The organism is Streptosporangium sp. NPDC001681 (genome assembly GCF_040298085.1).
Taxonomy (GTDB): domain Bacteria; phylum Actinomycetota; class Actinomycetes; order Streptosporangiales; family Streptosporangiaceae; genus Streptosporangium.
Window position 1 is genome coordinate 28,450 of the sequence record NZ_JBEOZN010000024.1, and the last position, 18,451, is coordinate 46,900.

General features: G+C 72.7%; 8 protein-coding genes. 1 reads left to right on the forward strand and 7 read right to left on the reverse strand.

Features of this window, described 5'->3' with window-relative positions:
* Positions 1-111 precede the first annotated feature (111 nt).
* Genes ABT130_RS13980 through ABT130_RS14010 form a run of 7 tightly spaced genes read right to left on the reverse strand, consistent with a single transcriptional unit; the run spans position 112 to position 11,866 of the window.
* A complete protein-coding gene (locus ABT130_RS13980; protein ID WP_350955615.1) occupies positions 112-5,787 on the reverse strand; it encodes a non-ribosomal peptide synthetase/MFS transporter in 5,676 nt (1,891 codons plus the stop codon).
* Entirely contained in the window at positions 5,784-7,013 is a 1,230-nt protein-coding gene (locus ABT130_RS13985) for a 2-oxo acid dehydrogenase subunit E2 (RefSeq protein ID WP_350955617.1), read from the reverse strand. The genes ABT130_RS13980 and ABT130_RS13985 overlap by 4 nt, the downstream gene beginning before the upstream one ends.
* Positions 7,006-7,989, reverse strand: coding sequence for an alpha-ketoacid dehydrogenase subunit beta (locus ABT130_RS13990; RefSeq protein WP_350955620.1), 984 nt, complete (start codon positions 7,987-7,989; stop codon positions 7,006-7,008). Before ABT130_RS13990 ends, ABT130_RS13985 begins: the two co-directional genes overlap by 8 nt.
* Positions 7,980-8,903, reverse strand: a complete 924-nt coding sequence (locus tag ABT130_RS13995; RefSeq protein WP_350955623.1) for a thiamine pyrophosphate-dependent dehydrogenase E1 component subunit alpha — start codon at positions 8,901-8,903, stop codon at positions 7,980-7,982. Before ABT130_RS13995 ends, ABT130_RS13990 begins: the two co-directional genes overlap by 10 nt.
* Positions 8,896-9,135 (reverse strand): phosphopantetheine-binding protein, encoded by a 240-nt coding sequence (locus ABT130_RS14000; RefSeq protein ID WP_350913125.1) that lies wholly within the window; start codon positions 9,133-9,135, stop codon positions 8,896-8,898. Before ABT130_RS14000 ends, ABT130_RS13995 begins: the two co-directional genes overlap by 8 nt.
* Entirely contained in the window at positions 9,114-10,400 is a 1,287-nt protein-coding gene (locus ABT130_RS14005) for a condensation domain-containing protein (RefSeq protein ID WP_350955626.1), read from the reverse strand. The genes ABT130_RS14000 and ABT130_RS14005 overlap by 22 nt, the downstream gene beginning before the upstream one ends.
* Positions 10,400-11,866 carry a class I adenylate-forming enzyme family protein gene (locus ABT130_RS14010; protein ID WP_350913121.1) on the reverse strand — a complete coding sequence of 489 codons (1,467 nt, stop codon included), beginning with the start codon at positions 11,864-11,866 and terminating at the stop codon, positions 10,400-10,402. Before ABT130_RS14010 ends, ABT130_RS14005 begins: the two co-directional genes overlap by 1 nt.
* Positions 11,867-12,232: 366 nt before the next feature.
* On the opposite strand from ABT130_RS14010, the gene ABT130_RS14015 reads away from it, so the two are divergent.
* Positions 12,233-18,451 carry a non-ribosomal peptide synthetase gene (locus ABT130_RS14015; RefSeq protein ID WP_350955629.1) on the forward strand — a complete coding sequence of 2,073 codons (6,219 nt, stop codon included), beginning with the start codon at positions 12,233-12,235 and terminating at the stop codon, positions 18,449-18,451.

Consider the following 18,451-nt stretch of genomic DNA (forward strand, 5'->3'; position numbering starts at 1 on the left):
GGGACGGGGCGCGGCCGGTGGCCGCGCCCCGTCGGCGTTCCCCACCTCGTTCTCCCCCGGAACCCTCCGGTGTACCGGTCCTCTTCCGGGGTTCCACCGGTCAGGACGAGGTCATCTCCGGATCGAGACCACCTCGGCGACCGGCTCGTCACGCTCCCGTTCCTGACGCCTCTGGATGCTCTGGAACCCGACCAGGTCGTCCGGGAGCGCGTCGGGCACGTCCACGTCGAACCTGGACAGCGTGCGGGTCCGCATCGCGACCAGCGCCGTGACCGCGATGGCGACCGCGAACAGCACGTACATCAGGCCGACGCCGCGGCCCTCGCCGGTACCGAGCACGAGGCCGACCGTGCCGGCGAGCGGCCCTCCTGAGGTGAGCAGCGGCTCGAACAGGGCGCTGCCGTACGGCGCGACCAGGCCGAACCCGATCGGCAGGGTGGACCAGGCGATGAGCGTGTTGAGCGCGATGACCCGGCCGTGGAACCGCTGCGGCACCTTGACCTGGATGATCGTGGCGTAGACGCCGTTGAGCATGGTCAGCCAGAACGACATCCCGAAGGCGCCCACCGCGATCAGGGGCAGGTTCTGCCGCAAACCGGTGACCAGGCAGAAGAGGCTCAGCACGAGGGTGGAGAGCATGACGCCGCGCAGCCGCCGCCGTCTCGGTCCTCCCCAGACGGTCATGGTCAGGCCGCCGAGGAAGACCCCGAGGCCGCCGGCGAAGGAGATCCGGCCGACGTCCTCCAGCGTGGCGAAGCCAAGGACCAGCGGCGAGATGAGCAGGAAGAGCGGGGACAGGAAGACGTTGAGCACCGCGAAGAAGAACAGCATGCCGCGGAAGCCCCGGTTACCCCAGGAGAACCTCCAGCCCTCGACCATCTCGGCGACCAGCGACTCCCTGCGCTTCCACGCCATGGTCCTCGGGAAGCGGACGAAGAGCAGCACCCCGATCGCGAAGACGTAGGAGACGACGTCCAGGACGAGGATGCCCTCCAGGCCGACCACCGCCATCAGGCCGACCGCGAGCAGCGGGACGACCAGTTGCGCGGTGCCGGTGACCATCTGGACCACCCCGTTGGCGTGGCCGAGGAAGCGCTTGGGGACCAGTTGCGGTACCGCCGAGTTGTACGCGAGGCGCTGGAAGGTCAGCGCCACGGAGAGCAGTACCAGGAGCGGGTAGATGTGCCAGACCTGAAGGTTGCCGGTCCACAGCAGGACGCCGAGTGCCAGCTGGGTGCCGAACGCGCCGACGTCTCCGGCGAGCATGACCCGGCGCCGATCGTAACGGTCGACGAGGGCACCGGCGAGGGGGGAGACCAGCATGCCCGGGACCAGCGCGAGGACCGAGAACAGGGCGAACCTGGCGAGCGAGCCGGTGGTGATGTAGATCCACAGCGGTACGGCGAACTCGGTCAGCGACGACCCGACGATCGAGACGAGTTGTCCCGCGGCCACGGTGGCGAACCGCCTCATGCTCGGCTGGGGGCCGGGACTCACCGAGGAGACCGCCGCTCCGGGGTGCCCGGTCGCCGGTGGCGCGCCGCCCGTGCCGGGACCGGCGAGAGCGGGCCCGGCCGGGGTCCGCCCGGCCCGGACGACGGCTCCGGTGGGTATGGCCTGCTCACCGGGGTCCTGACCGGTTCCGGCCTCCGCGTCCTTTACCGGCCCGGCCGGAGGCGTGACGGCTCGGGTGAAGGCGGCCCGGGTCGATGTGTCCTGAACGGAGACGCCCTGAGCAGAGGCGTCCTGGATGGAGACGCCGTCGAGCCACCAGGTGGACCTGTCGGTGCGGCCCAGCTTCGCCGTGTCGCCGGAGGCGATGGCCCGGTGGGTGCCGGTGACGATGGCCGCGAGCTCCTCCGCCCGATATTTCAGGAAAAAGTGCCCGGCCTCGTCGAGGACGACCACGGCCGTGGAGCCGGTCAGCAGGTGCCACTCGCGGTAGCGCTCCTGGTAGAACTCGGTGGCCGGATCGCGGTCGCCCGCCACGGAGATGATCGGCGCCCTGAGCGGTTCGACGCCGTCGGTGAAGAGGCGGGTGAAGTAGCGCTCCGCCTCCCTGGTGCCCTTGCGGCGGTTGTCGATCATCAGTTTGAGCTGGTCGCGCTCCAGGTCCTCCACGTCGAGACCGGCGGCCTGCAGGGCGTTGGCCCAGACCTGGTCGCTGCGGAGGCGGTCGGTCAGGTTCGACAGCCGGGCCAGCAGCGAGTTGGGGCGCGCGAAGGGGAAGATGCCGCCGAGGTAGATCGCCTCGACCTGGCGGCCCGCCGCCTCCAGGTGGCGGGCGATCTCCACGGTCAGCATGACGCCGAGCCCGCAGTGCCCGTACAGCGCGAGCGGCCCCCGGACGTCCCTGAGGATCTCCGCCACGCAGCCCCGCGCGACCTCCTCCACCGGCCGGGTCTCCTCGATCAGCCCCATCTCCTGGCCGGGGACGGCGACCGCGTGCAGTGCCCAGTTCGCCGGCAGCGCGTCGGCCAGCGGCTGGTAGATGGCCGCGCTGCCACCGCCGTACGGCACGCAGACCAGGGTCGAGGTGGCCGCGCGGGCCGGGGTGAGCCGGTGCAGGAGCATGCGCGGGCCGTCGTCGGCCGTCTCGACGAGCCGGGCGAGCTCGCGGACCGTCCGGTTCTTGAACAGGTCCAGGATGGTGACCTGGCGCCCGCCCTCCGGGATGGCCTTCCTGAGGCGGGCGACCACCTGCGCGGCGAGCAGCGAGTGTCCGCCCAGGTCGAAGAAGTCGTCCAGCACGCCGACCTGGACGAGTCCCAGCACCTTCGCCCATACCGCTGCGATCGCCTCTTCGAGCGGCGTTCCCGGCGGGACGAATCCGGCCTCCTGGTCGGGTCGTGCCTCGTCGGGTTCCGGCAGCCTTGCCCGGTCGACCTTGCCGTGCGACTTCAGCGGCAGCTCGTCCAACCAGACGAACCGACCGGGGATCATGTACTCGGGAAGCCGCTCGCCGAGCCTCGCCCGCAGCTCGCTGACGCTGCTCCGGTCGCCGGCGGTCTCCGCGACGACGTACCCGACCAGCCGGTCCGCGCGCAGTTCGACGACGGCGTGGGCGATCCCCGGCTGGCCGGCGAGTACCGACTCGATCTCCGGCAGCTCCACCCGATAGCCCCTGACCTTGACCTGCAGGTCGCGGCGGCCGAGGAAGCACAGGTCACCCGAGGGCAGCCAGCGGCCCAGATCACCCGTCCGGTACATCCGGGCACCGGATTCGCCGTACGGGTCGGGCAGGAACCTGTCGGCCGTCAGCCCGGGGCGGCCGAGGTATCCGCGGGCGAGCCGGTCACCGCCGAGGTAGATCTCGCCGGTCATGCCCGGCGGAACCGGCCGCAGGTGCTCGTCCAGCACGTAGACCCGGGCGCCGGGCAGTGGCCTGCCGATCGGCAGGTTCAGCGCCCGCGCCTCCTCACCGGTGACGGCGTGGGTGGAGATGCCGACCGTGGCCTCGGTGGGGCCGTAGTGGTTGACCACCGTGGTGTGCGCGGCCAGCTCGCGGGCCCAGCTCCACCCGGAGGCCTCACCGCCGAGGATGAGGAGCCTGCGTGGGAGCAGCTCGGCGGGGTCGTCCACCGCGGCGAGCAGCGAGGCGAGGTGGGAGGGGGTCATCTTCAGGTAGTCGGTGCGGCTCAGCTGCCCGGCGAGCTCCTCGGCCGGGGCCTGCGGGTCGGCCAGGTGCAGCTCACCGCCGGTCATGATCGACAGGTAGAGGATCGTCACCCCGAAGTCGAACGAGAGCGACTGCAGCAGCGTGTGCACCGAGGCGGGCTCGACCTCGAAGCGCTCCCTGACCCCGGTGAGGTAGTTGAGCACCTGCCGGTGCTGCACCCCGACGCCCTTCGGCCGCCCGGTGGTCCCCGAGGTGTAGATCACGTACGCCAGGTGGTCCGGTGAGACCCCGGGAGGCTCGAACCCGGTCTCGTCCAGCGCCTCGGAGTCCAGGCGGATCACCGGCGCCTCGGGGAGATCGGGGACCAGGTCGCACAGGTCGGAGGTGGTGAGGACGGCGACGACCCCGGCGTCGGCGAGCATGTACGCCAGGCGGTCGCGAGGCTGCTTGGGGTCGAGGGGCAGGTACGCGCCACCGGCCTTCAGCACGCCGATGACCGCCGCCGCGAGGTCCGTGGACTGTTCGAGAAGGACACCGACCCTGCTGTCCGGCCCCACGCCGTGGCGGTTCCTCAGCAGGGCGGCGATCCGAGTGGAACGCTCGTCGAACTCGGCGTAGGTCAGCGAGCCGCCGCGGACCCCGGACGTCACAGACGCCGTGCCCGAGGCCGGCGAGCCGGCGTGGACCACCGCCGTCGCGCCGGGGGTCAGCGCGGCCTGCGCGGTGAGGAGGTCGTGGAGCAGGTCATGGCCGGACGGCCGGAGCGCGGGTCCGGCCCCGAAGCCCAGGACCCGGTCCCGCTCGTCATCGCCGAGCAGCGAGAGCTCGCCCACCCGCGCACCGGGATCCGCCACGATCGAGCGCAGTAGCGTCTCGAACCGCGCCGCCAGCAACTCCATGGTCTCGGGGTCGAACAGCGCGGTGCTGTAGGAGAGGTGACCGACCAGCCCGTCCGGGCTCTCGAACAGGTAGAGGCCGAGGTCGAACCGGGTCGTCCTGGCCGGGAGGGTGAGGTAGGAGACGCGCCCGTCCTCCTGGCCCGCCTTGAAGTTCTGCAGCGCGAACGTGACCTGCGCGAGCGGCGAGCGGCTGACGTCGCGGACCACGTTCAGCTCGCTGACCAGCTGGTCGAACGGGAGCTCCTGGTGCGCGAAGGCGTCCAGCGCGCTCTCCCGGGTACGGGCCAGGAAGGTGGTGAACGGCGGGTCGTCCGCCAGGTCGGCGCGGAGGACCAGGGTGTTGACGAACATGCCGACGACACCGTCCAGCTCGGGCAGCCCGCGTCCGGCGACCGGGGAGCCGACGGCGAAGTCCGCCTGCCCCGAGTAGCGGGCCAGCAGCACCTGGAAGGCGGCCAGCAACGTCATGTACGGCGTGGCGCCGGACGCGGCACCCAGCTCGGCCAGCCGCCGGGTGAGGTCGGCGTCCACCCGGACGTCGAGCGCGGCTCCCGCGTGACGCTGCTCGGCGGGGCGCGGCCGGTCGGTGGGCAGTTCGAGGGCGGGCAGCCCGGCGAGCCGGTCGCGCCAGTGATCAAGCTCGCGGCGGTGGTCCCGGCCCCGCTGCCAGAGCGCGTAGTCGCCGTAGCCGACCGGCGCGGGCGGCGGGGTCTCGCCGTCGTGCAGGGCGAGCAGCTCGCGGATGAGCAGGTCGCTTGACCAGCCGTCGATGACCGTGTGGTGGGCGGCGAGCAGGAGCACGTGGTCGTCGGGCGCCACCCGGACCAGCACCGTGCGGAAGAGCGGGCCGCGCTCCAGGTCGAACGGGACGGCGAGATCGGCGTCGAGCAGCTCGATCGCGGCGGCCACGTCGGCCGCCTCGGTGACGCGCAGCTCGGCGGGTCCCGGCTCGTCGACGACGAGCTCGGGGGTGCCGTCCTCGGTGGTGAGGAACCGCATCCGCAGGGCCTCGTGGCGCGCGACGATCTCGTCCAGCGCCCGGCGCAGCGCGTCGGCGTCCAGCTCCCCGCGCAGGCGCACCGCGACGGGGACCGTGTAGGTGGTGGTGCCGGGGCGGTACTGCTCCAGGAACCACAGGCGCTCCTGCGCGTGGGACAGGGGCGGAACGGTTCCCTGAGCGCGGGCGACGACGGCCCGCGACTCCCCCCGGTTCCGGAGCCTTCTCGCGAGCAGTGCCTTCTTCGCGTCCGACAGCGTTGTCTCGCTCAAGCCCGCAGCTCCGTTCTGAGGGCCGCGAGGAAGAGCGCGGCGTCCCGGCCGTTGATCAGTCGATGGTCGTAGGCGAGGCCGATGTTGGCGACGGTTCGCACGGTCACCGTGCCGTCCTCGGCGAGTACCGGCTCGGACTGCGGCGAGGTGATCGCGAGGGCGCAGACGGTGCCGGGGAAGATGAGCGGGATCGCGAGGACGACGTCGGCGTCGGTGTGCAGGGTGACGGCGATGTTGGCGCCGGTGAGGTCCTTCTCGCGGAAGTCTCCCTCGGCCGCGGCGAGCCGGTAACGCATGAGCGCCTCGGCGATCTCCCTGAGCGACCCGGTGTCGCGGACGACCGGCACGTACAGGCCCTCGCCCAGGTCGAACGTGACGCCGACGCGCGGGGCGTCGGCCAGCCGTGCCTCGTCCCCGTCGATCGAGGCGAAGAAGAGCGGAAAGGCGGGGTGCAGCGCCGCCACGGCCTGTACGAACAGCTCCGCCAGGCCGACCGGCCTGCGGACCTGTCTGCTCAGCTCCCCGGTCCGTGCCAGCAGCGGGCCCACCTCGAACCTCACGACCGTGTACGCGGCGGGGATCGCGGCGTGCGAGACGGTGACGGCGCGCGCGACGGCGCGCTGCACCCGCGACAGGCGGTGGGTGCCCGCCTGTCGCCCGTCGGCTTTATCCGGATCCGTGCCGGGTTCCGGCGCGTCGGCCCGCACAGTGGCGGTCGTCTCCCCGGTACGGCGGGCGACCAGGGCCGCCACGTCGGCCCGGCGGATGACGGCCAGGCCCAGGGCCGCGACATCGGAGTCGGAGACCCCGAACTCCTCCATGGCGGCGCGGGCGGGATCGGTGACGACCGGCTGGAGAGCCGGTGCGTTCCCTCGTCCCGCCATGCCCTCGCCTGCCACCGGCTCGGGGCCGGAAAGAACAGCGCCGGAAAGGGCAGAGCCGGACGGAGCCGGGGCGGGACTTTCCAGGACGGGGGAGGCGGGCGGCGGGGTGGCCTCGGCGGTGACGCGGGCGAGGAGCGCGCCGGGAGCGATCCAGGTGTTGAGGGCGGCGGCGTGGTGCAGGTGGCCGGACTCCCCCGCCTCCAGTTCGTCGGCGGCCTTGGAGGTCTCCAGCACGGCGACCGCCTCCCCCGCGATGACGGGACCGCCGTCCTCGACGAGCCACTCGACGATCAGGTACTCGGTGTCGTTGTTGTTGAGCTTGGGGACGCGGATGTCAGCCACGCAGGGCCTCCCGTACGGCACGGTGAATCGTGGACTCCCCGACCAGGACCTCGTTCTCCAGGTGCGCGGCGGTGGGGATCACGGCGGCCCGCGAGTGGACGAGGCGGACGGGGCCGCGCAGGCGCTCCCAGACGCGGGCGTGCAGCAGGTGGGCCACCTCGCTGCCCCAGGTGCCCCCGGCGGTGCTCTCCTCCGCGACCACGACGACGTCCGCGAGGTGTGGCAGGAGCGCGTCGGCGTCCAGCGGATAGAGACGGGAGGGCACCAGCAGCCGGGTGGAGATCTCCTGTTCCACCAGCAGGGAGCGCATCGCGGCCAGCACCCGGTGGGCCATCCCGCCGGGGGCGATGACAACGCAGTCGGGGCGCTCTGTGGAGTCGCGGATGTCCACCACGGCCAGGTCTCCGTCGCGGCGGAGGAGGAACAGCGGGTCCACCCGGCCCATCGGCCGGGTGTAGAGGATCTTGTCCTCGAAGAACACGCACGGCTCGCCCCGTTCCAGCATCGCCGCGAGCACCGCGCGGTTGTCATGGAAGGGGGACATCTCGTACAGCGACAGCCCCGGCATGCCGACGAAGTGCTTCTGCAGGCTCTGGCTGTGCGTGGGGCCGTAGCCCCGGCCGCCGCCGGTCGGGCAGCGCACCACCATCCGCAGCGGCAGCCGCCCGCCGTACATCGACACCGACTTGGCGGCGAAGTTGCAGAGCTGGTCGAAGGCGAGCGACACGAAGTCGCCGAACATGATCTCGGCCACGGCCGTGTTGCCGGTCAGCGCCAGACCCGCCGCGACGCCGGTCAGCGCGCCCTCGCTGATCGGAGTGCCGATCACGCGTCCGGGGAAGCGGCTGGACAGGCCCTTGGTGACCTTGAAGGCGCCTCCGTACGGATCGAGGATGTCCTCGCCGAGGACGTAGGCGGTGGGGTCGTCGTCCAGCAGCCCGTGCAGTGCCGCGTTGAGGTTCTCCGCTACGCGCACGGTGCCTCCCAGCGGGAGAGCGGGCGCGCCGCGACCTCGTCGGCGACGGCCTGGACCTCGGCCCTGACCGCGCCGTCGATCCGGTGGAACTGCCCGGGATGGTCGTGGGCGTAGCGGCCGTACCAGTCGTTGTCCCTGGCGGCCCGTACCGCGTCGGCCGGGCGCACGTCGTCGCCCTTGCTGTGCGGCCCGAGGCGGTGGGTGACGAACTCGACCACCAGCGGCCCCGCCTCGCGCACCCGCGCCACCTCCTCCTCCAGCGCGAGGCGGATCTCGTTGACGTCCGTGGAGACGACCAGCAGGTGCGGGATGCCGAAGGCCGCCGCCCGACCGGCCACCGTGCCCGCCATCTGCGACGCGGTCGGGGTGGACTGGGCGATGCCGTTGTTCTCCACCACGACGAGCAGCGGGAGCCGCCAGAGCGCGGCGAGGTTCAGTGCCTCGTAGACCGCCCCCTCGCCCCAGGTGCCGTCGCCGATGTGGACGCAGGCCAGGGCCCCTGGCTCGGCGCGCTTGAGATGCAGCGCGACACCGGCCGCGACCGGCATGCTCTCGCCCTGCACCCCGGTGGACAGGTAGCGGTCGCGGTGGATGTGCTGGCTGCCGCCGACGCCTCCGCAGACCGCACCCTGCCTGCCCATGATCTCGGCGAGCAGGCCGTGCGGGTCGCGGAACCTGGCCAGGTAGTGGCCGTGGCCCCGGTGGTTGCTGAAGACGTGGTCGGCCGGGCCGAGCAGGGGGCGGAGCGCGACCGGGACGTACTCCTGGCCGAGGCAGGTGTGGGTGGTGCCGTTGAGCTCGCCCCTGCCGTACAGCTCCAGGAGCTTGAGCTCGAAGTGCCTGACCAGCAGCAGAAGCTCCAGGTCCTCGTCGGCGAGGCGGGAGAGACGGAGCCCGTCGAGGGTCTCAGTCATCGCCGAGGGAGCTCGCGATCCCGGCGATCCCGGCGATCGTCGGGTTGTCGAAGAAGTCGTCCAGGGAGACCTCGATGTCCAGGCGCTTGCGCATCCGGGCGATGATCTGGGTGATGGTCAGCGAATGACCGCCCAGGTCGAAGATGTCGTCGTCGTCCTCGATCGGCGAGATGCCCAGGACCTCCTCCCAGATCTCGCGCACCTGGTCGGTCAGCGTGGTGACGGAACCCATTCGTTCTCCAGAAGTTCGTGCAGTGGCAGGTCGGGGTCATCGGTGGCGCGTTCCAGCAGGAGACGCAGGTCCTCGGCCACCCGGGCGGCGTCGGGCACCGTCTCGGGGTCGTGGCGCAGGCTGATCTCCAGCCCGCCGGGGCCGTCCACGCACTGCAGGTGCAGCGCGCCGCGTACCCCGTGGTTGAAGACCGTCCACTCCACGGACGCGTCGAGGCCGGTGAAGACCGGGTCGGCGGCGCGGCGGGTGCGATAGCTGACGGAGACGGGCACCAGTGCGGCATGCGGCCGGATGCGGGGCAGTGCCCGGGAGAGCGGCACCTGGCGGAACCGGTAGACCTCGCGCAGCTCGGCGCGGAGCGCGGTGGCGAACTCGCGGAAGGTCTCCCGCCCGGACGGGGTGGAGGCGACCGGGAGCTCGTTGACGAACAGGCCGATGTGGCCGGTGGCCTGTTCGGGCCGGGTGGACAGGTCGACGGCGGTGGTCACCGAGGCGTTGCCGTAGCCGAGGAGCCGCGTGTGCAGCGCGGCCAGCAGCACCTCGAACCGGGTCAGGCCGGGAACCGAGGAGACCTGTGGGTCGAGGGTGAACCGGAGCACGCGTCCCTCGCCCGCCCGCCGGGACCTCAGCGCCCGGCCGAGCACGACGGTCTCGCCCGGATCTCGCCAGCGGGGCTTCCAGAACTCGCGCGCGGCGGGAAGCACGGCGGCCACCCGGTCGCGCTCGGCCCTGCCGTGGTCGATTCCGGGCAGCGGGGGCGGCGGCTCGCCGTTGTAGAAGGCGGCCAGGTCACGCACCAGGATGTCCTTGGACTGCCCGTCGAAGATCAGGTGATGGGCGACGAAGAGCAGCAGGTGCCGCCCGGGGCCGGTCTCGAACAGGGTGAAGCGGGCCAGCGGGCCCTTCTCCAGGTCGAAGGCGCGAAGGATCTCCTCCCGCACGCCCGGCCCGTGGTCCGGGGAGCCCGGGGCGGTCGGCTCCTTCGCCGGGGTGCCGGCCGAGAGATCAGCGAGGAAGGCCGCCGCCCGGCGCACCGGGACCTCGGCGCCGGGCACGAGCCGCAGTTCGTCGCCCACCTCCGCCACCACGCCGCCCAGCGCCGGGTGCCGGTCGACCACCGCGGCGCAGGCCGCCAGCAGCGCGCCGGTGTCCAGGTCGCCGCGGAGGTGAACGACCAACGGCATGTGGTAGGCGGTGCCACCACCGGCGGCCTGCTCGGTCACCCACATCCCCTGCTGGGTGAACGTGACCTCGGACCCGGACATCACACGCCCCCCATCGTCCGGCGCAGCGCCTTCTTGTCGACCTTGCCGCCGTCGTTGCGCGGCAGGGCGCCGACGGTGACGATGTGCGCGGGCAGCTCGTGCGGGGCCAACCGGCCCTTGAGGAAGATCCGCAGTTCCTCCGGCGCGAGGGGCGCCCTGGTGGCGAGGGCGACGGTGACGACGCTTCCGAGCACCGGGTGGGGAACCCCGAACGCGGCCGCCTCGATCACCGCCGGGTGCCGGTGGACGGCCTCCTCGACGTGGATCGTGGAGACCTTGAAGGCCCCGGACTTCACCACGTCGCTCTCCCGGTCGACGAGGTAGAGATAACCGTCGGCGTCGAGGTAGCCGAGGTCGCCCATCCGCACCCAGCCGTCGCGGAAGGTCTCGCTGCCGGGGTCGCCGTAGTAGGCGCGCGGTACCGCGGGGGATCGCATCCAGACCTCTCCGGTCTCCCCCCGCGCCAGCGGCTCGCCCGTCGCGGTGGCGATCCTGACCCGTCCCCCGGCGATGGCGCGGCCGACGCTTCCCGGCCGCTCCGGGTCGAACATCATGATCGTCTGAGCCGGGGCCGCCTCGGTCGAGGTGTAGTAGTTGGCGATCGTCGCGCTGGGGAAGGCCGTGGTCAGCGCCTGGGCGACGGCCGAGGGCAGCGGCGCGGCGGCCGAGCCGAGCAGCAGCACGCTGGACAGGTCGTGCCGCTCGGCCACTCCAGCGTTGATCAGCTCGATGGCCATCGCGGGGACCAGGAAGACCGTCCCCGCCCGGTAGGACTCGATCAGCGACGCGAAGCGGCCGGGGGTGAAGCGCGGCAGCGTCACGACGGCCGGCCGGGCGTCGAGCGCGTTGATCAGCATCGTCTGCCCGGCGTTGGTGCCGATCGGGAAGGCGTGGACGAGATGCCGGGAGTGCGCGAACGGGCGGCGTCTGGAACCGCAGCCATAGGTCAGGTTGGCATGGGTGGCCGAGACTCCCTTGGGGCGGCCCGTGGTGCCGGAGGTGTAGAGGATCTGGGCGAGATCTCCCGGCTCCGGCGCCGCGAGGTCGGCCTTCTCATAGGACGTTTCGGCGCTCAGGCGGTCGACGGTCGCGCTCCAGCCGACCTCGGGCACGGCGAGGTCGGCGGTGAGGCCGGCCGCGTGGACGATCCCGGTCGCACGGCAGTTGGCCAGCATGAGACGCAGGTCATCGGGGGCGAGGCGGTCGGAGAGCGGTACGGCCACCGCCCCGGCCGCCAGAACCCCGCAGAACGCCACGGCGTAGTCCGTCCAGTCGGCGGCTCCGAACACCAGGCCCACCCGGTCACCCGAGGTGACACCGCGCGCGAGCAGGCCGTTCGCGAGCGCGAGGGATCGCTCGTGCCACTGCTGGTAGGTGAGCCGGGCCGAGCCGTGCACGATCAGCGCGACCCCGTCGGGGTCGGCGAGTGCCCGGTCTCCGAGCAGTTGGGGGACGGTCAGGTTCACCGGGTGAACCTCCCACTAAAGATCGGATGTATATGCGATCAAGGCATGTGGCCATTGAGACCACTACAGGAAAGAATCTTTACTATTCAAAATCGAGCGCCAGTCTTACATGATCGCCACAGCCTTGCAAGACCTTTGGCGGAGGTTCACTGGGAGGACAAAACCCTCGCGAGAGTGGGCCTTGCGCCCTCGGAGTGAAGGTGTAACACTGACCACCCAGAACTAACTGAAAGGTTTCTTTCCAGAAAGTGACCTTTCCCGAGGCCCGCCCAACTGGGCAAATATGCACGGAGTGGGCCTTTTGCGTACCAATTTCCAGCGCGATTGCGCGAGTTACCGGACCCGCGGCCGAAAAAGGAGCCCTGCGTGTTCCAACCAGAGACCGTTCCAACCGGCCGGCCGGCGACGGAGTACCCCCTGTCACCCGGCCAGCAGCGGCTCTGGTTTCTGCACCGGCTCGACCCGGGCGACCCGACCTACAACACATCCTATGTTTACAGGTTGAAAGGTCGCCTTGACAGGACCGCCCTGGAGGCCGCGTTCACCGCCGCGGCCACCCGGCACGAGAGCCTGCGGACCAGGTTCCGCGAGGTGGACGGGAAGCCCCTGGCGATCGTCGACCTGCCCTCGCCGGTACCGGTCGAGCGGCTGGCGGCCCGGGACGCGCGGGAGGCCGCCGCCCTGGTCTCCGCGGTCACCAACACGGCCTTCGACCTGGCCGCCGCGCCGCCGTTCCGGGTCTCGCTGATCGAACTCGGCCCCGAGGAGCACGTGCTCTGCGTCGTCCTGCACCACATCAACGGCGACGGCTGGTCGCTGAACGTGCTCCGCTCCGAGGTCGCCGTCCACTACGGCAGCCGGGGCGGCGCGGCGCTGCCCGAGCTTCCCCTGCAGTACGGCGAGTACGCGCGCGACCTGCGCCCCGCGGACTCCGAGCTCCGCTGGTGGACCGAGCGGCTCGCCGGGGTGCCCGCCCTGGAGCTCCCGACCGATCGGCCGCGCCCCGCCCTGTGGACCGGCGAGGGCGCCGAGGTCGACTTCCGGATCGAGGCCGACATGGCCGCCTCGATCGGCGCCCTCGCCCGGCGTGCCCGATGCACGCCGTTCATGGTGCTGCTGGCGGCCTACCAGGTCCTGCTCCACCGGCACACCGGCCAGCACGACTTCTGCGTGGGCACCCCCTCGGCCGGTCGCGGCAGCACCGAGCTGGAGACCATGATCGGTTTCCTCTCGACCACGCTGGCCCTCCGCTGCGACCTGTCCGGCGACCCCACCTTCGACGACCTGCTCAGGCGCACCCGCAGGATGGTGCTGGACGGGCTCTCGCGGCAGGAGGTCCCCTTCGAGCGCCTGGTGGCGGACCTCGACATGGAACGTGATCTCAGCCGCACGCCGCTGTTCCAGACCATGTTCGCCTTCCACACCCACGGCGAGTGGGCCGAGCCCCTGCCCGGCCTCGACGCCACGCCCTTCCCCAGCGGCTGGTCCCGTGCCCGGCTCGACCTGTCCATGGACCTCTCCCCCGGCGACGACGGCCACCTGTACGGCACCGTCATCTACAGCACCGAGCTGTTCGACCGCGAGAGCGTGGAACGGCTGGTCGCCCGCTTCCAGGAACTGCTCGCGGCCGTGGTGGCCGACCCCGGCTCGCCGGTGAGCTCACTGCGGATGCTGCCGGACGCCGAGCTCGCCCTGCTGGAGGAGTGGAACGACACCGGGACCGAACCGCCCGAGATCACGCTGGTCGACCTGCTGCTCGAACAGGCCGCGGCGACCCCGGGCGCGATCGCGGTACGGGCCGCGCCCGCCGGCACCGCGCCGGCGGGCGGGTCCGGAGCCGAGGAACTCACGTACGCGGAACTGGCCGGGCGGGCGGCGGAGCTCGCCGGGCGGCTGGGCGCGGCGGGGATCGGGCGCGGCTCACTGGTCGCGGTCCGGATGGAACGCGGCGCCGACATGCTCGTCGCCCTGCTGGGCGTGGCGATGAGCGGCGCGGCCTACCTTCCCGTCGACCCCGACTACCCCGAGGCCCGCGTCGCGTACGTGATCGAGGACTCCGCGGCGGCGCTGGTCCTGACCGGCCTCGACGACCTTCCCCCGGCGACCGCGGCCCCCGCCGTGACCACGCGGCCACGCCCCGGCGACACCGCGTACGTGCTCTACACCTCCGGGTCCACCGGGCGGCCGAAGGGGGTGGTGGTGCCCCACCGGGCGCTGACCAACTTCCTGCTGGCGATGCGCGCGCTGCTGCGCTCCGCCCCCCGGGACGTGTGGCTGGCGCTGACCTCGCTGTCGTTCGACATCTCCGCCCTGGAGCTCTACCTGCCGCTGGTGACCGGTGGCCGGGTGGTCGTCGCCGACGTGGAGACGGCCCGGGACGGCGCGCGGCTCGCGCGCCTGATCAGGGCCGAGGGCGTGACCCACGTACAGGCCACCCCCTCGGGCTGGCGGGTCCTGCTCACCGGGGACCTGCCGCGCGTGGTGGGCCTGACCGGCGGTGAGCCGCTCGCGCCCCGGCTCGCCCGCGAGCTCCGCCCGCACCTCGACCGGCTCGTCAACGTCTACGGCCCGACCGAGACCACCATCTGGTCCACGGCCTGGGACGTCCCGGAGAATCCCGGCGAGATCGTCATCGGCCGCCCGATCGCCAACACCGTCGTCCACGTCACCGACCCCGCCGGCGGACCGTGCCCGATCGGGGTGGCCGGAGAGCTGCTCATCGGCGGCGTGGGGGTGGCCACCGGCTATCTGGGCCGCCCGGCCCTGACCGCGGAGCGCTTCGTTCCCGGCCCCGGCGGCTCGCGACACTACCGGACGGGAGATCGCGTCCGCCTCCGCAACGACGGCACCCTGGAGTTCCTCGGCCGTACCGACAACCAGGTCAAGCTACGGGGGCACCGCATCGAGCTCGGCGAGATCGAGGCGGTGCTCGACACCCACCCCGGCGTGCGGCAGGCGGTCGTCGCGGTGCGCGGGGACCGGCTGGTGGCCTTCGCGGTACCCGCCGCGCCACCGCCCGCGCGGCCAGGACCGGACGGCCGCGGCGCGCTCGACGGTCTCGGGGAGCACGCCGCGCGCGAGCTGCCCGGCTACATGGTGCCCAGCGTGTTCGTCGAGGTGGCGGCGTTGCCGCTGACCCCCAACGGGAAGGTCGACCGCAACGCGCTTCCCGAGGTGGGCGGGACGCCCGCGCGGGACGCGACCGCCCCCCGCACCCCCGCCGAGCGGATGGTCGCCCAGGTTTTCGCCGAGGTGCTCGGGACGGCGGAGATCGGGGCGCACGACGACTTCTTCACCCTGGGCGGGCACTCGCTGCTGGCCACCATGGTCACCTCACGGCTGGCGGCGCTGTCCGGAACGGAGGTTCCCGTCCGCGAGGTGTTCACCCGGCCGACGGTCGCCGGGCTGGCGGAACTGCTGCCCGACCCCGGCGTCCCGATCGCGGGGGCGGGGTCCGGCTTCGGCGTCCCGGCCCGCGAGAGCGACGGGCCGCGCCCGAGGCCCGAGGGAACCGCCCCGCCGCTCTCCTTCGGCCAGGAGCGGCTCTGGTTCCTCAACCGGCTCGACCGAGACGACGCGTCGTACAACATGTGCCTGGTCAGGCGGCTGCGCGGGCCACTGGACCGGGACGCCCTGGCCCGCGCCCTGGCGGGCACGGCCGCCCGCCACGAGAGCCTGCGCACCCGCTTCCCCGAGGTGGACGGCGCGCCGGTCGTGGTCATCGATCCACCGGGTCCCGTGGCCGTCGACGAGATGAGCGCCGCAGCCGAGGCCGAGGCACTGGAGCTGGTCTCGGCTCTGACCAACGCGCCCTTCGAGCTGGGTGCCGAACCGCCCCTGCGCGTCGCGCTGATCCGGATCGCCGAGGACGACCACGTCCTGTGCGTCGTGCTCCACCACATCCTCGGCGACGGCTGGTCGCTCAACCTCGTCTTCGACGAGGTGTCACGCCTGTACTCCGGCGACACCGCCCTGCCCCCGGTCCCGCTCCAGTTCGGCGACGTCGCCCGCTGGCAGCGTGAACGCGACCTCGGCGGCCTGCTCGGCTACTGGCGGGACAGGCTCGCCGGCCCCACCCCGCTGGACCTGCCGGTCGACCGGCCGCGCACCGCCGGGGCCGCCAGGCGCGGCGAGGTGGCCACCGTCCGGCTGGCGGAGACCGAGGCCGCCGCCCTGGCCCGGCTGGGCAGGGAGCACGGCGCCACCATGTTCATGGTCCTGCTCGCCGCCTACCAGGTTCTCCTGTCCCGGCACAGCGGCCGGAGCGACATCCTCGTCGGTACGGCCACCGCCGGCCGGGACCGGGTCGAGCTCGAACCGGTCGTCGGCTATCTCAGCGACACCCTGGTCATGCGCGGCGACCTGTCGGCCGACCCCACCTTCTCGGACCTGCTCCGCGAGACCAGGACCGGTGTCCTGGACGCCTTCTCCCACCGCGGCGTGCCGTTCGAGGAGCTGGTGCGGGCCCTGGGGGTCGAGCGCGACCTCACCCGCACGCCGCTGTTCCAGACCATGCTCATCCTGCACACGCAGGACTCCGGGCAGGCCCGAGACGCCTTCGCCGGGCTGACCGCCACGGCGTTCGAGCACGGCATGCGGCAGGCCAAGCTGGAGCTGATGCTGGAGGCGTGGCAGGACGAGCACGAGCTCATGCTCAGCTTCGTCTACGACGCCGAACTCTTCGACCGGGCCACGGTCGAGGCCATGGCCGCGCGGTTCCGCCTGCTGCTCACCGCGCTGCCCGGCGCGTCCGGCGACCGCGTCTCGGAGCTGCCGCTGCGCACCGGGGACGACGACGCCCTGCTCCTGCGCCTCTCCCGTGGCCTGGTACGGCCCACCGCCGCCCTGGTGCCCGACCTGTTCGCGGCGACCGTACGCGACACGCCGGGCGCGGTCGCGATCGGATGCGGGGACGCCACGCTCGGCTACGCCGGGCTGGACGCCCGTGCCGACGAGCTGGCCGCGCTGCTGCGGGGGCACGGCGTCGCCGGGGGCGACGTGGTCGGCGTCTGCCTGGACAGGTCGCCCGACGCCGTCGCGGCCCTGCTCGCGGTCTGGCGGGCGGGGGCGGCCTATCTGCCGCTCGACCCGGACCACCCCGCCGAGCGGCTCGCCTTCATGCTGGACGACAGCGCCACCCGCCTCGTCCTCACCTCGGCGGCCCTGCGCGACCGGCTGCCCTCCACCACCCCGGCCGTCCACGTGGACGACCGGCCTGCCGCTCCGGAGACCGGCCGGATCGCCGATCCGGCGGCGCCGGACGGCGGGGCCGCCTACGTGATCTACACCTCCGGGTCCACCGGAACACCGAAGGGCGTCGTGGTCTCGCACCGCAACCTGGCCGCCCGCGTCGCGTGGATGCGCGAGGCGTACGGGCTGGGGCCGGGCGACCGGATGGTCCAGTTCGCCTCGCTGAGCTTCGACACCCACGCCGAGGAGATCTACCCGGCGCTGGCCGCCGGGGCCCGGCTGGAGCTGCTGCCCGAGGGCGGCGTCACCCTGCCCGACCACCTCGACCAGGTCACCGTGCTCGACCTGCCCACGGCCTACTGGCACGCGCTGGTCGACGACATCGACGAGATCCCCTGGCCGCCGACCCTGCGTCTGGTGATCCTCGGCGGCGAGCAGGTGCACGAGGCGGCCGTGACCCGCTGGCGCGAGCGTTTCGGCGACCGGGTGCGGCTGGTCAACACCTACGGCCCGACCGAGGCGACGATCATCGCCACCGCCGCCGAGCTGGACGGCTCCCCGGGACGGCCGCCCATCGGCGTCCCGATCGCCGACACCTCGGTCCTGCTGCTGGACGGCACCGGCCGGGAGGTCCCGCCGGGAGCCCCCGGCGAGCTCTGCGTCGGCGGGGCCGGGGTGGCCACCGGCTACCTCGCCAGGCCGGGCCTCACCTCCGAGCGCTTCCCCGTCCTGCGTGGAGAACGGATCTACCGGACCGGCGACCTGGCGCGCTGGCGGTCCGACGGGCGGCTGGAGTTCCTCGGCCGCCTCGACGACCAGGTCAAGGTCCGCGGCTTCCGGATCGAGCCCGGCGAGATCGAGGCATGGCTGCTGACCCACCCCGGTGTCGGCCAGGCCGCGGTGGCGGTGCGCCGGGAGACCCTGGTCGGCTACGTCGTCGGCACGGCCACCGGCGAGGAACTGGCCGGATACCTGGCCGGGGCGCTGCCCGCCCACATGGTCCCCACGCTCTGGGTGAACCTCACGACCCTGCCGCTGACCGGGAACGGCAAGCTCGACCGGGCCGCGCTGCCCGCACCCGAGGCCGGCCCCCGGACGAGAACCGCCCCGCGTGGCGACGCCGAGGAGCTGGTGGCCGAGATCTTCGGCGAGGTGCTGGGGATCGAGGAGGTCGGTGCCTTCGACGACTTCTTCGCGCTGGGCGGCCACTCGCTGCTGGCCACCCGCGCCGTCGCCAGGCTCCGCGCCGCCATCGAGGTGGACGTGCCGATCCGCACCCTGTTCGCGCGGAGCTCCGTGGCCGACCTCGCGGCGGCGGTGGAGGAACTGCTCGTCGCCGAACTGGCCGAACTGTCCGACGAGGAGGCCGCGCGCCTCATGGAGACCGGGAGCTGA